This window comes from Primorskyibacter flagellatus (assembly GCF_900176485.1).
In the GTDB taxonomy this organism is placed as follows: Bacteria; Pseudomonadota; Alphaproteobacteria; order Rhodobacterales; family Rhodobacteraceae; genus Primorskyibacter; species Primorskyibacter flagellatus.
Genome location: NZ_FWYD01000004.1, coordinates 14,479 through 28,863 on the forward strand (window position 1 = coordinate 14,479; position 14,385 = coordinate 28,863).

Here is a 14,385-nt window from a genome sequence, read left to right on the forward strand (position 1 = left end):
CCTCAGGTCTTCGCCAGAACCGCGTCCAGCGCCGTTTCCAGCCGTGCGACGGTGGCATCGACATCCGCCAGCTTATCCAGTCCGAAAAGCCCCAGACGGAAGGTCGAAAACCCCTCAGGCTCGTCGCATTGTAACGGCACGCCTGCCGCGATCTGCACGCCCTCGGCGACAAAGGCCTTGCCCGACTGGATGTCCGGCGACCCGGTGTAGCTGACCACAACACCCGGCGCGGCAAAACCGTCCGCCGCAACCGAGGCAATCCCGCGCGCAGCCAGCGCCGCTTGAACCTTTGTCCCCAGATCCCATTGCGCGTCCCGCATCTTCGCGAAACCCAGTCGTTTGGTCTCTGTCATCGTGTCACGGAAGGCGCGCAGACCATCGGTGGGCAATGTCGCGTGATAGGCATGACCGCCGCCCTCATAGGCCTGCATGATCTGCCGCCATTTTTTCAGATCAATGGCAAAGCTGTCCGACGTGGTCTCGGCCATCCGCGCCTCGGCCCGTTCCGACAGCATCACCAGCCCCGCGCAAGGCGTCGAGGACCAACCCTTTTGCGGTGCCGAGATCAGCACGTCCACGCCCGTCGCTTTCATATCGACCCAGATGCAACCCGACGCGATGCAATCCAGCACCATCAGCGCGCCGACCTCATGTGCCGCTTCCGCCATCTGCCGAATATAATCGTCAGGCAGGATCACACCCGAGGATGTCTCGACATGCGGTGCAAAGACAATATCCGGCCGGTCGGCACGGATGCGGGCAACTACTTCGTCGATCGGCGCGGGTGCAAACGGGGCCTGTGTTTCGTTGCCCATGCGACGCGCCTTCATCACGGTCGTGTCATTGGCAATGCCGGACGCGTCGAAAATCTGGCTCCAGCGGAACGAAAACCAGCCATTGCGCACCACCAGTACCTTGGCGTCCTGCCCGAACTGGCGCGCCACGGCCTCCATCCCGAAAGTGCCGCCACCGGGCACCAGCGCCACGCCATCGGCATTATACACCTCGCGCAGCATCTCCGAGATGTCCCGCATCACCTGCTGGAACGCCTTGGACATGTGGTTGAGCGACCGGTCGGTGAAGACAACCGAAAATTCAAGCAACCCGTCGGGATCGACGGTATCAAGCAAAGCAGCCATTTTTGGACCTCCATAGCGTTATCACTAGCGCTAGCAAGTCAGCGGCGGAATGGCAAAGCCTACCTGCGCCTTGGGTGCGGCTAGACCGTCAACCCAACGGTCCGGGGCGTCTTTCCTCGCTCAGCAACACATTGGCATCGACACTGCCCACCCCCGGCAATGTCATCAGCCGCCGTCGCAACACGCGCTCGAAATCAGGAATGTCGCGCGCCACCACCCGCAAGCGATAATCATACATGCCCAACACATGTTCGACCGTCTGCACCTCGGGGACGGCCGCGACAGCGCGTTCGAAATCCTCAAGGCTGACGCGGCCCTTGGTTGCCAGCTTGACCCCCAGAAACACCGTCACACTGAATCCAAGTGCCGCCTTGTCCAGATCCAGCCGCACGCCGCGAAACACACCCGCCTCGCGCAATCGCTTGATCCGCCGCCAGGCCGCAGGCTGCGACAGGCCGAATTGCCGACCCAACGCGCCCGCGCTGGCCTGCGCATCCTGCGCAAGCGCGCGGATCAACCCGCGGTCAATCTCGTCCATATCCATCATAAGGGCAGCGTCTCATCCGTTTTCAACCGCGCCACATGCATCAGCGCATCCAGATCCGAGATATGCGGCAAGGTCAGGATGCGGCTGCGATAAAGGTCCTGATAATGCGCCATGTCCCGCGCGATCACCGAGAGGCGCACATCGACCTGCCCCAGAAAGGTCTGGATCTCGATCACTTCGGGAACCTCGCGCGCGGCTTCGATGAAGTCGTCGAACGCGCGGGGCTGGGTCTTGTCCAGCGTCACCCTCAGGCTGACCTCGACCGTGTAGCCCAGAACCGGCCAGTTGATCTCTGCCCGCGCGCCGCGCAGCACGCCCCGCGCGCGCATGCGCTCCAACCGGCGCGCCAATGTGCTGGACGTGACCCCTGCCCGGTCCGCCAGATCGGCCGAGGCCGATTCCGGCGCGGCCTGAAAATGCCGCAGAATGCGTCTGTCGATATCGTCCAGCATGAATTTACCGAATTTTTTCCGTTATACGAATGGAACCTCCTACAATTTCCAGATTTACGCGAAAAACGCAAACACTATCGCGGCATGGTGGGTAGAGTGCGCCCAAACAAACACCAAGGAAGGATTCCTCATGCGCGTTTACTACGACCGCGATTGCGACATCAATCTCATCAAGGACAAGAAAGTGGCCATTCTGGGCTACGGCTCGCAAGGCCATGCCCACGCGCTGAACCTGCGCGATTCGGGTGCCAAGAATGTCGTCGTCGCCCTGCGCGAAGGCTCCCCCTCTGCCGCGAAGGCCGAAGGCGAAGGGCTCAAGGTCATGGGCATCGCCGAAGCTGCGGCCTGGTGTGACCTGATCATGTTCACCATGCCCGACGAACTTCAGGCCGACACCTACAAGAAATACGTCCACGACAACCTGAAAGAAGGCTCCGCCATTGCCTTTGCCCATGGTCTGAACGTGCATTTCGGCCTGATCGAGCCCAAGCCCGGCGTTGACGTCATCATGATGGCGCCCAAAGGCCCCGGCCACACCGTGCGCGGCGAATACACCAAAGGTGGCGGCGTGCCCTGCCTCGTGGCAGTCGAGAATGACGCCACCGGCAAGGCGCTGGAAATCGGCCTGTCCTACTGTTCCGCCATCGGCGGCGGGCGGTCCGGCATCATCGAGACCAACTTCCGCGAGGAATGCGAAACCGACCTGTTCGGCGAGCAGGCCGTGCTGTGTGGCGGACTGGTCGAACTGATCCGCATGGGGTTCGAGACGCTGGTCGAGGCAGGGTACGAGCCGGAAATGGCTTATTTCGAGTGCCTGCACGAGGTGAAGCTGATCGTGGACCTGATCTACGAAGGCGGCATCGCCAACATGAACTACTCGATCTCCAACACGGCCGAATATGGCGAGTATGTCTCCGGCCCGCGCATCCTGCCCTATGCCGAGACAAAGGCACGGATGAAAGAGGTTCTGACCGACATCCAGACCGGCAAATTCGTGCGTGACTTCATGCTGGAAAACGCCGTTGGCCAGCCGTCCTTCAAGGCGACACGCCGCATCAATGACGAGCACCAGATCGAAGCCACCGGCGAAAAGCTGCGCGGCATGATGCCCTGGATCTCTGCCGGCAAGATGGTCGACAAAGCAAAGAACTGATCTGATCCACAGGATCAGCGCGAAGGGGCGCCCCTTGTCGGGTGCCCCTTTTTCGTTCCACCGCGCCAATGCCTCGGTTCACTGACTGAAATTTTGAAGCCCCCGCAAAGCTTACAAGGTCATCGCATGACGCAACCTGCCGAGATCACTTCGAGAAGTTGGTTCATGGTGCTGGCCCTGGGCGTGGTCTGGGGGGCGACCTTCCTTGTCATCGAACTGGCGTTGCAAGGCATCACCCCCTTTTGGCTGGCCGCCGCGCGGATCGCTTTTGCCGCCACTCTGACGGTGGCCGTCTGGGGCTTGCGCGGCTTTCCTTTATTCCTGACCGAACAGAAAGACTGGCCCGCCCTTGCCTTTGCCGGTGCGTTCAGCGCCGCCATTCCTTTCGCCCTGCTAAGCTGGGGGCAGCAATTCGTCACATCGGCATTTGCGGGCGTGTCGATGGCGGCGGTGGCGCTGATGGTTTTGCCACTTGCGCATTTTCTTGTGCCCGGAGAACGGATGACGCTGCGCCGCACGATCGGTTTTCTGATCGGCTTTGCTGGCGTCGCCGTGTTGATCGGCGGACAGGCACTGGCCACAACCGGCGCGGCATTGGAGCCTTGGGGCCGTGTCGCCTGCCTTGGGGCCGCCGCCTGTTACGCGATCAGTTCTGTCATGATGCGACGGCTGCCACCGATAGACGGTATCGGGCTGGCCGCGATGCCCCTGATCTTCGGAAGCCTCTTTGTTGTGCCCATGGCATGGATCGCCGAAGGGCCGCCGCCACTGCCCGATGGCCGGACCCTGATGTTGCTTGCCTTGCTGGGCCTGATCCCCACGGCAGGTGCCAACCTGTTGCGGGTCCTGGTGATTCGCAGCGCCGGACCGGTCTTCATGAGCCTGACCAACTACATCGTGCCGCTTTGTTCGGTCACGCTTGGTGCCCTGCTTCTGGGAGAGCCGCTGCACCGATCCCTGCTTCTGGCGCTTGTGCTGATCCTGACAGGCGTCGCGCTGAGCCAATACGGTGCGTTGCGTCGCATGTTCCGGCGCGCCGGCGAAAAATCCGGCTGAGGCGCTGGGGGTTACTTGTTCTTGGGGCAGTGTTTTGGCGACACGAAGGAAGCGAGGGGCCAGCCCCTCGCGCTCCCCGGAGTATTTTGACCAAGAAGAAGGGGGAAGGAGCGTTACGGCGAGGTTTCGATATGTCGCGCAGGCCTTAGATAACGGCTTCGACCGAGGCGACGACGTCGTTCACCACCCGGTCAAGCAGGTCTTGGTCTTCGGATTCGGCCATCACCCGGATCAACGGCTCGGTTCCGGATTTGCGGATCAAGAGGCGACCATTGCCTTTCAGGTCCGCTTCGGCCGCTGCGATGGCCTTTTGGACACTGGCAACCTCCAGAGGGGCGCGGTCCGCGGCGAAGCGCACATTCTTGAGCATTTGCGGCACCGGTTCGAAATTCCGCGCAAGTTCGCTGGCGCGTTTGCCGGATTTTACCATCGCCGCAAGGAATTGCAGGCCTGCCATCAGACCATCCCCGGTGGTGGCATAATCCGTCATCACGATATGGCCCGACTGTTCGCCGCCCAGGTTCCAGCCGCCACGGCGCATCGCCTCGACCACATAACGGTCGCCCACGGCGGTGCGTTCCAGCCTTAGCCCGCGCGCGTCGAGGAACCGTTCCAGCCCCAGATTGGACATGACCGTTGCGACCAGAACGCCATCGCGCAACCGCTGTTCCTCGGCCCAGCGAGCGGCCATCAGCGCCATGATCTGGTCGCCATCGGCGACCGTGCCGGTCTCGTCAATGATCATCACCCGGTCGGCATCACCGTCAAGGCAGATGCCGACATCCGCCCCATGTGCGACCACGGTTTCCGCAGCGATGCGCGGCTTGGTCGATCCGCAATCGTGATTGATGTTCTCGCCATTGGGTGACACGCCGACCGGAATCACGGTGGCACCCAGTTCCCACAGGACTTCAGGTGCTGCGCGGTAGGCAGCGCCATTGGCACAATCCACAACGACTTTCATCCGGTCCAATGACAGGCCTTGCGGCAATGTCGATTTCACACGTTCCTGATAGCGGAAACGCCCATCGTCGATCCGGCGGGCACGGCCGATCTCGTCCGCCGGGGCGACGTCAACCCCGGACGCGACCATCGCCTCGATCTGTGCTTCGGCGTCATCCGACAGTTTGAAACCGTCCGGCCCGAAGAACTTGATGCCGTTATCCTGGCTGGGATTGTGGCTGGCAGAGATCATGATCCCCAGATCGGCGCGCATCGACGGCGTCAGGAGGCCCACCGCAGGCGTCGGCACCGGCCCCAGCAGCAGCACGCTCATTCCGGTCGAAGTCAGCCCGGCCGTCAGCGCGTTTTCGAACATGTAGCCCGACAACCGTGTGTCCTTGCCGATCACTACGCGGTGAACGCCATCCCTGTCACGGCGAAAATAGCGCCCGGCGGCGGCCCCGATGGCCAGCGCCATTTCTGCGGTCATCGGATGGCTGTTGGCCCTGCCCCGGACACCGTCCGTGCCGAATAGCTTACGCCCCATACTGCTCTCCTTGTTCTATTGCCGACCAGAGCGCCAGTGCCTGCCGTGTCTCATCCACGTCATGTATGCGCAGGATCTGCACGCCTTGCGCCGCCCCTGCCAGCGCCACCGCGACCGAGCCCGCGACCCGCGCGCCCGCCTCTGCCGTGCCGCCAATCGTGCCAATGAATTTCTTGCGCGATGCGCCCAGAAGAATGGCGCAGCCCAGCCCGTGAAACAATGAGATGCCGTTCAGCAGCGCCAGATTGTGGGCTTGGGTCTTGCCAAAGCCGATCCCCGGATCGACGACGATACGTCCCCGCGGCACACCGAGTTGTTCCAATCGCGCCACGCGGGCGGCAAGAAAATCATACACATCCAGCAACACATCGCTGTAGCGCGGATCGTCCTGCATGACCTCTGGGTCGCCCTGGCTGTGCATCACGCACACCGGCAGCTTCGTGCGCGCGACATACCCCGCCATAGCGGCATCATGGTCCAGACCCGAGACATCGTTGACCAGCCCGGCACCAGACGCGACGGCCTGCTCGGCAACGGGCACCTTGCGTGTGTCGATGGAGATCGGGCCGATACTTGCCTTTGTCAGCGCAGCGATCACAGGCGCGGTGCGGGCGATTTCTTCTTCGATCGGAACGGGTTTGGCACCGGGCCGGGTGGATTCTCCGCCGATGTCGATCAGATCGGCACCCGCCTGCTGCATGGCGGTCGCATGGCAGATCGCGGCATCGTAACCGTCATGTTGTCCGCCGTCGGAAAAGCTGTCGGGTGTGACGTTGAGAATGCCCATCAGGCGTAGCCTGTCCAGGGCCAGCCCGGCCACATCAGCACGCGGCGCGGAGATTGCGGCTTGCCAAGCCGCTGGCACCGCGGACAACGGCACACGTTTTCGCGTTCCGTCGCGCAGCCGCATCTCGGCCTCGCAGAACCAATGGGGGCCGCCCGCCACGTCAAGCGCAGTGTCAGGGCGTGGGCCGTTACGGCAGATCAGCGGTCGGTAATATGCGTTCATGGGTCTTGAATGCGTCACACTCACGGGCTTGGCAAGAGATCAGAACAGCTCTGCCCCCTTGGTGAGCGCGCGCACCGGCACGGGCACATCGCCGGGCGGAGTTTCGCCGATCACCAGCATTTCGCAGGCACCTAGCAGCCCCGAGAACCATGCTGCAAGCGCAACGCCTTCGCTGTGCTGTGTGACCGGGCCGTCCACCGCGTCCAGCACGATCTTCGAAGGAGCCCATACACAGATCTGACCATTCTTCATCGCCCAGTCGAGCTCTGTCCGGGTTTCCACCACGACGCAGCGTCGATCAAGCCCTGCAAGCACCCAGCCATTCTGCTCGATAGCGAGCAGATCGATTCGACGTTGCGCGAGAGGCGCGCCCGCAATCGGTCCGGCCTGATCCGGGACACCAACACAGAAGATCAGCGGCGCGTCAGACGCCACCAATTTGTCGATCATCTTGCCAAGATCCGGATCGGCCATCGCCGCGTTGGACAGATAGACAACGCGCGGATGCGGAATATCATCCGGCAAGGGCCGCCTTGCCGAACTTTCACGCCGGGCGCGGACGATTTCCACGCCCAGGGCACCGGGACCACGGTCCAGCTTTTCGATGCGAACAAAGACGCGGATGGCCTGAGGTTCCAGAAGGATCCGCTCGGCAATGCGTTCTGCCAGAGTTTCCAGAAGATTGAGGCGTTCAGCACCCAGCTCGTGTGCGATCGCCTCGGTGACGCGGTCATAAGATAGAATGCGGTCCACGTCGTCATCGACATCGCCGGTCAGCGGCTGAACCTCGACCACGACATTGAAACAGATGCGCTGCGTGGTGCCGCGTTCTGCCTGAAAGGCACCGATCTCGATCTCGGCAATATGGTCGCGCAGCGAAATGCGGTCCAGCGGAGCGTGATCAGAACTCTCCTCTGCGCGTTCCTGTGGATGTGCAAAGGCAAGACGGACTTCGTTTGACATGCGCGAGACGCTCCGGTGTAGCAATAAAGTTGTGTCACATGAACAGAGCAGACGGGCAAGCGCGAATACCGGATGGCGGATCAGCCGCCCAAAACGGCCGCCTCCGCGATCAGTTGCTGGAGATCTGCGTACCCCGGCGGTAGAAATGATGCACGCCGATCGTGGCGGTCCGGGCAAATTTGCGCGCCCATTTCGGGCTGACGGCAGAGGTGTGATAAAATGTGGCACCATCGGTCAGATCCCGCGGTGCGCCGTCCAACATCGCGCGCGCGACCTTGCCGACGCGGCGGAAAGCGGCTGGTTCGCCGATATGTTCAGCGACGCCATCACAGGTATAGGTGAATTGGCAGCCAAATTTACGGCCTGTGCCCTGCTTGATCACACCGCAGACCGAATCGGGATAACGCGCACTGTCGACCCGGTTCATGATCACCTCGGCCACAGCGAACTGTCCTTTCAGCGTCTCGCCCCGCGCCTCGAAGTAAAGCGCCTCGGCCAGGCAGCGCCATTGCGGACCCCCCTGGGTCGACGGTTGGCCGGCAAGCCATTTGCTGCTGTAGCTGATCTCGTTTGGCGCAGGCTTGTAGGTCTCGGTCACAGATGCCGGTGTCGGCGTGACCATCCACTTCAACCGGGCGCGGTTTACACCCTGAAGGCTGGTTTTTTCCAGCCGGATCAATTCATGTGCAGCGTTGGAACTCAATTCAGCAAATGCGGGTTGAGTTGTCAGAAATGCAGCGGTAAAGGCAATTGTCAGGCAGCGAAACATCGGTCAGGTCCTCAGGCAGGGCAGCAGGTGATCACGGGCGCTGCCGCGATCAAACGATGTGTGCCTAAAGATTTTGTCTAGATCCGTCCAGCTTACGCACGGGAACCAGCAATTATCCGCCCGACGGAAATAATGCTGCGCAAAAACCTATGGAATCGGCATATTTGATGCCTTCATGGCATCCCGGATTGCCAGTTGTGCCGCAGCCAACCGAGCACCCGGCACGCGAAATGATGAGCAACTGACATAATCCACACCAAGCTGACGGCAATATGCTATCGATTCGGGGTTGCCGCCATGTTCGCCGCAAACCGACAAGGTGATGTCGGCCCGGCTTTTCCGGCCGCGTTCAACCCCCAGACGCAACAGCTCTCCCACACCTTCGATGTCAAGAATGTGGAACGGATCCTCGGGGAATACCTGTTGACGGACATATTCCGACATGAAGCGCCCGGCATCGTCGCGCGACAGCCCGTAAGTCATCTGCGTCAGGTCATTGGTTCCGAAGGACAGGAATTGCGCATGGGCCGCGATGTCGGCGGCGCGCAGACAGGCGCGCGGCGTTTCGACCATCACCCCCAGCCGGTAATCGAACTCTGTCTGCTGCTCGGCCTTCACGGCGGCGGCGACCGCATCTATCCGCTTGCGCACCAGTTCCACCTCGCGGCTGGCCGACACAAGCGGGATCATCACCTCCGGCACGACCGGGTCGCCGTCGCGGCTGGCCTCTATCGTGGCCTCGAAAATGGCGCGGACCTGCATGTCGTAGATTTCCGGCACGGTGATGCCCAGACGGACGCCGCGCATGCCCAGCATCGGGTTGTATTCCCCCATCGCCTCGACCCGGCGCGTCACATCGCTGACCGGCAGATCCAGCGCCTCGGCCAGATCGCGCAGGCCCGCGCGGTCCGAGGGCAGGAATTCGTGCAGGGGCGGGTCGAACAGGCGGATACAGACCGGCTGACCCTGCATGATGCGGAACAATTCGGTGAAATCGGCGCGCTGCATCGGGAGCAATTGTTCCAGCGCAGAGCGGCGGTCGTCAGGCGCATCGGCAAAGATCATCTCGCGCATCACCGTCAGACGGTCCGCCTCGAAGAACATATGTTCGGTGCGGCACAGGCCGATGCCCTGCGCATTGAAATTCCGGGCGGTCTGCGCGTCCATGGGCGTATCGGCATTGGCGCGGATGCCGATGTCGCGTTCTTCGTCAGCCCAGGCCATGAAGGTCTTGAAGCTTTCGCCAAGGGCCGCCTCGATCATCGGCGGCGCCCCGGCAAGCACCTCGCCATTGGTGCCGTCGATGGTGATCACGTCGCCTTCGCGGAAGGTGCGCCCGTCCTCTGCCGTCAGAAGGCCGCGCCGGATCTGGAACCGCATCCGCGCCGCGCCCACCACGCAAGGCAGCCCGATCCCCCGGCCAATCACCGCCGCATGGCTGGTGATCCCGCCGCGTTCGGTCAGCACCGCGCTGGCCGCATGCATGCCGCGAATATCCTCGGGCGAGGTTTCGCGGCGCACCAGCACACAGGACTCGCCCCGCGCCGCACTCGCCTGTGCGGCATTGGCCGAAAACACGATCCGGCCGGTCGCCGCGCCGGGGCTGGCATTGATCCCGGTGCCAAGCCTGTCACGCGCCGCCGCCGTATCGACCTGCCGGTGCAGCAATTCGCTCAGCGCCCGCGGCTCGACCCGCATCAGCGCTTCCTGACGCGAGATGATGCCGTCATTGGCCAGCGCAACCGCGATCCGCAAGGCCGCGCGGGGCGAACGCCGGACCCGCACCCCGTCCAGAATGAACAGCGCGCCATTGTCGATGGTGAACTCGATCTGCATTTCCTCGCGCAGCTTCCGGCGCATTAACGCCCCGTTCACCTTCAGCGCGGCGAACGCCTCGGGGGCGAGCTCCTCCAGCGACGGGCCGCGCGTGTCGCGCTCCAGATAGATCGCCTCGGGGCCGGACAGGGCTTCGCGGCCCTGGCTCTGGCTCAGGTAACGGCCGGTGATCTGCGGCAGCCCGGTATCGGAATTGACCATTTGCAGCACGCCGGAGCCGCATTCGGCCTGCCCCACGCCAAGCGCCATTTCCTGCACCACAAGCCCCAGCCCGGCATCGACCGGTGCGCCTTTGGCCTCGCGCAGAAGCCGCGCCGTGGTGCCGCCCCAGGCCCGCGCCATGGATCGCAACACCTCTGCCAGTTGCACGGCGGTCGATTGCGGAAACGCCTCTTCGGCCTCTTCCTCATAGGCGGCCAGCGCCTGCGCCAGCCTGCGCGGCCCGGCGCCGTCGATCCCGTCGAACATATCCGGATCAAGCCGCGCCACATGCGCCGCATAGGCCTGAATGAACCGCATATAAAGTTGCGCCGCCGCGTCCTGGCCAATCTTTTCGGTCAGATCGGCAAAGCGGGCGTCATTCATGCCGATATTCAGCACCGCCCCCGGCCCGCCCCAGTCGGGGTCTTCGGATGAGGGGCGCACACACAGCAGCGCACCGTCGGGAAATTCCTCCAGAATGGCGGGCACGTCCGGCATGCTGCCCTGCGCGATCTTCTGCACGGTATCAAAGGACAGCGCCACCGTCCGGGGCACCGGCAGATCGAGCCGCACCAGCCGTTGCAGGCATTTGGCACGGCCGCCATGGGTGGGCGCGGACACCGGAGAGGTTGGCGTGATCAGAGTGACGGCCGGATCATCATTGTGCACATGCAGCATCCTTGTATCTGCTGCGCAGCATACGCCGCCAGTGGCATATGCCAAGTGTTACGGTCATCGCAGACGCTCAACCTTCGATTGACGTAAGGTCCGCGACGGCCAGACAGGTCTGCCGGATCCGGCTGAGCAGGTTCAACCGGTTGCGCCGCAGCACCGCGTTGTCGTCATTGACCTGCACGGCCTCGAAGAACGCATCAATCGGCGCGCGCAGATCGGCCATGGCGGCCATCGCCTCGGCAAAGTCTTCCTTGGCCATCGCGGGTTTGATCCGGGCATCGGCGACATCAAGTGCGACAAACAGCGCTTTTTCCTCGTCGCTCTCGGCGAATTTCACATCCGCGCCGAAGGAATATTCGACGCCGTCGTTTTCCTCGGCGTCCTCCAAAATCTGAATTGCCTTAAGAAATAACTCATCATCTTCAACGCCGGCTTTCTTCATTTCATCTCTCCAAAGATTGTTGGCGCGCTTGAAGCCCTGCACCAGATTGGCCCCGTCTTCGGTTTTGAGAACATCCGACAAAGCCCGCGCCCGTTTCACCAACAGTGTCAGATCGTCATTGCCGGGCATGGCTAGGCAGGCGTCAATGGCGTCATGCCGAATACCTTCGTCGCGCAGGTGAACCTTGAGACGGTCGTGGATGAAGGAGAGGAGGTCGGCAGCCGTTGTCTGAAGTTTCATCAAATCGGCCTGAAACAAATTTGGTTCGACTGGTTCACCTTTGCCTTCTGACGAAAGTAACTCTCTAAGGTCCGATATTATCGCTTGTTTGACGGAAGAGTTGGGCGGTCTAACCGTACCTTTGCGTAAAACAAAAATGAATGTGATGTGATCAAGAATTATTTGGTCCATGCTGGCGTGAAGTTCATTTGCCAACAAAAGCCTGATCACCCCCAGCGCTGCTCGACGAAGGGCATAGGGGTCTTTCGAACCGGTGGGTTTTTCGTCGATCGCCCAGAAGCCAATCAGCGTGTCCAGTTTGTCGGCCAGCGCCACGGCGACGGAGACTGGGGCCGTTGGCACGTCGTCAGACGGGCCGAGGGGGGAGTAGTGTTCCTGACAGGCCGCCCCCACTTCGGGCGGCAAGCCTGCGGCGTCACTGTAATATCGCCCCATAAGTCCTTGAAGTTCTGGAAATTCATAGACCATTTCCGAGGACAGATCGGCCTTGGCGACCTTCGCGGCCTGTTCGGCCAGATCGGCATCGGCGCCCACCATCGGCGCAATCTCGCGCGCCAGCGCGCCGATGCGGTTGATCCGGTCGGCCTGACTGCCCAGCTTGGCATGGAAGGTCACATCGGCCAGACGGTTGGTCCAGGCGGTCATGCCCTCGCGCTTTACCGTGCGCAGGTCATTCTCCCAGAAGAATTTCGCATCCGCCAGCCGCGCCGACAGAACCTTCCGGTTGCCCGCAAAGATGGTCGCGCCTTGATCGGCGGTTTCGCGGTTGGCGACGGTCACGAATTGCTCGATCCGCCCGGTCTTGGCATTCCTGACGGAAAAGAACTTCTGATGCTCTTTCATCGAGGTTTGCAGCACTTCGGGCGGCAGGCCAAGAAAAGCCTCGTCAATCGCGCCCATCAGCACGACCGGCCATTCGACCAGCCCCGCAACCTCGGCCAGCAAGCCGCGATCCTCGACCACTTCCAGCCCGGATGCAAAAGCCATGTTGCTGGCCTCCTGCCAGATATGGTCGGCGCGCTCGTCTGGCGTCAGGATCACCTTGGCGCGCTTCAACTTCGCCGCGTAATCCTCGAACGACGTTACGGAAAACGCGCCCGGCGCCATGAAGCGATGGCCCTCTGTCACGTCTGCGGCCTTGATCCCGTCAATCTCCAGCGGAACAACTTCCGCGCCTGCCTCGGTGGTCAGGATGCACAGGATCCGGTGCAGCGGCCGCACCCAGCGCAGGCTGCCATCGCCCCAGCGCATCGACTTGGGCCACGGGAAGTTGCGCACAACGCCTTCCAGCACCTCGGCCACAATCACGTTTGCGTCGCGGCCCGGCTTTTCGACCACGGCAAAGAAGAACGTGCCTTTCTTCTCTTCGCGGCTTTCCAATTGATCGCGCGTCAGACCGGCACCGCGCAAGAACCCCTCGACGGCCTTTTCAGGCGCATCGACACGCGGCCCACGGCGTTCCTCGCGCAATGTAGGCGAGCGGCCGGTCAGGCCTTCGACAGCCAGCGTCAGACGGCGCGGCGTGGCAAAACCGGCCGCGCCTGCATAGGTCAGGCCCGCCTCGACCAGCCCTTCCGTCACCCGCGTCTTCAGATCCTCTGCCGCACGCGCCTGCATGCGCGCTGGAATTTCCTCGGAGAACAGTTCGATCAGAAGATCCGGCATCGGTGGCACCCTTGCGTCATCGCCCCCTGCCCACGGCAGGACGCCTCATTCGCGGTTTGGATAACGGCAAGGCTGGCGAGGGTCCAGTGCAAGCGCAGAAAATCGCACAGACAATCCGCATCCGTGCAAGGCCCGCCCGCCTTGCCATCAGTTCGGTCGGTCGGGACAGGTTTCATCGACCGGGCTGCCGTCATAGGCCTTGTCGCCGCAGTCGTTGATCTCGTGCCAGACAAAGCCGCGGCCATCGTCAAAGACCGCAACCACCCGGTCGATCCCGTATTCGATGTTGCGCTGCCCCAGAAAGGCCAGCGCGCTGCCATCGGCCAGCGCATCGCCGATTTCCTCGGCATCGAAACAGTCGAACCATCCCGGTGCCACGCGCGGGGCAGCGCCTTCATAGGGGGCAAAGGCACCGTCCAACGCGTCAAGGCTTTGCCGTGTGGAAAAACATGCGCGGTAACGGATTGGAGAGCTGTCCGCGTCAATCGCACGGAACGCGTCGTAAGGGATCGGCTCCCGCTCACCAGTGGTCATGGAGGTCAGCATCACGTCATCGGTGCCGTGCGGTTCGACCTCTGTATAAAAGCCGTAGACCTGAAAATAGTAGATTGCGATGCCCGCCGCGAGTGCTGACAGCAGGATGACCGCGCCAAGAAGCTTGCCCATCATCGAATCGTGTCCTGTCTTCTGAGGCAATGATTGCCTTGTTTCGCGGATTGTCCGCCCCTCGGCGTGCCCCGGTTTGATGG

The 14,385-nt window shown here is 62.2% G+C and carries 12 protein-coding genes; 2 read left to right on the plus strand and 10 right to left on the minus strand.

What is annotated here, in order from left to right:
- Window positions 1–2 precede the first annotated feature (2 nt).
- From B8991_RS08080 to B8991_RS08090, 3 genes are all read right to left on the minus strand, one after another.
- Window positions 3–1,139, minus strand: a complete 1,137-nt coding sequence (locus B8991_RS08080) for an aminotransferase class V-fold PLP-dependent enzyme (RefSeq protein WP_084352300.1) — start codon at window positions 1,137–1,139, stop codon at window positions 3–5.
- 88 nt (window positions 1,140–1,227) lie between these two features.
- Entirely contained in the window at window positions 1,228–1,686 is a 459-nt protein-coding gene (locus B8991_RS08085) for an Lrp/AsnC family transcriptional regulator (RefSeq protein WP_084352302.1), read from the minus strand.
- Window positions 1,683–2,138 carry an Lrp/AsnC family transcriptional regulator gene (locus B8991_RS08090; protein WP_084352303.1) on the minus strand — a complete coding sequence of 152 codons (456 nt, stop codon included), beginning with the start codon at window positions 2,136–2,138 and terminating at the stop codon, window positions 1,683–1,685. The genes B8991_RS08085 and B8991_RS08090 overlap by 4 nt, the downstream gene beginning before the upstream one ends.
- Window positions 2,139–2,268: 130 nt before the next feature.
- Here B8991_RS08090 and ilvC point away from each other — a divergent pair, with 130 nt between their 5' ends.
- Window positions 2,269–3,291: a ketol-acid reductoisomerase gene (ilvC, locus tag B8991_RS08095; protein WP_084352712.1), complete on the plus strand. Its 1,023-nt coding sequence runs from the start codon at window positions 2,269–2,271 to the stop codon at window positions 3,289–3,291.
- Between the two features lie 126 nt (window positions 3,292–3,417).
- Entirely contained in the window at window positions 3,418–4,347 is a 930-nt protein-coding gene (locus B8991_RS08100) for a DMT family transporter (protein ID WP_179141445.1), read from the plus strand.
- A 145-nt stretch (window positions 4,348–4,492) separates the two neighbouring features.
- Here B8991_RS08100 and glmM read toward each other — a convergent pair whose 3' ends face one another.
- The 7 genes from glmM to B8991_RS08135 all read right to left on the minus strand — a co-directional run bounded on the left by glmM (window position 4,493) and on the right by B8991_RS08135 (window position 14,302).
- Window positions 4,493–5,836, minus strand: a complete 1,344-nt coding sequence (glmM, locus tag B8991_RS08105) for a phosphoglucosamine mutase (RefSeq protein ID WP_084352305.1) — start codon at window positions 5,834–5,836, stop codon at window positions 4,493–4,495.
- The gene (gene folP, locus B8991_RS08110) at window positions 5,826–6,845 is read right to left on the minus strand and encodes a dihydropteroate synthase (RefSeq protein ID WP_084352307.1); all 1,020 of its coding nucleotides are present in this window, start codon (window positions 6,843–6,845) and stop codon (window positions 5,826–5,828) included. Before folP ends, glmM begins: the two co-directional genes overlap by 11 nt.
- 39 nt (window positions 6,846–6,884) lie before the next feature.
- The gene (locus B8991_RS08115) at window positions 6,885–7,808 is read right to left on the minus strand and encodes a dihydroneopterin aldolase (protein ID WP_084352309.1); all 924 of its coding nucleotides are present in this window, start codon (window positions 7,806–7,808) and stop codon (window positions 6,885–6,887) included.
- A gap of 109 nt (window positions 7,809–7,917) precedes the next feature.
- A complete protein-coding gene (locus B8991_RS08120; RefSeq protein WP_084352311.1) occupies window positions 7,918–8,577 on the minus strand; it encodes a cell wall hydrolase in 660 nt (219 codons plus the stop codon).
- A gap of 147 nt (window positions 8,578–8,724) precedes the next feature.
- Window positions 8,725–11,292, minus strand: coding sequence for a putative PEP-binding protein (locus tag B8991_RS08125; RefSeq protein WP_084352313.1), 2,568 nt, complete (start codon window positions 11,290–11,292; stop codon window positions 8,725–8,727).
- A 67-nt stretch (window positions 11,293–11,359) separates the two neighbouring features.
- Window positions 11,360–13,636, minus strand: coding sequence for a glycine--tRNA ligase subunit beta (glyS, locus tag B8991_RS08130; RefSeq protein WP_084352315.1), 2,277 nt, complete (start codon window positions 13,634–13,636; stop codon window positions 11,360–11,362).
- A 147-nt stretch (window positions 13,637–13,783) separates the two neighbouring features.
- Window positions 13,784–14,302: a DUF6446 family protein gene (locus tag B8991_RS08135; protein ID WP_084352714.1), complete on the minus strand. Its 519-nt coding sequence runs from the start codon at window positions 14,300–14,302 to the stop codon at window positions 13,784–13,786.
- Window positions 14,303–14,385 lie beyond the last annotated feature (83 nt).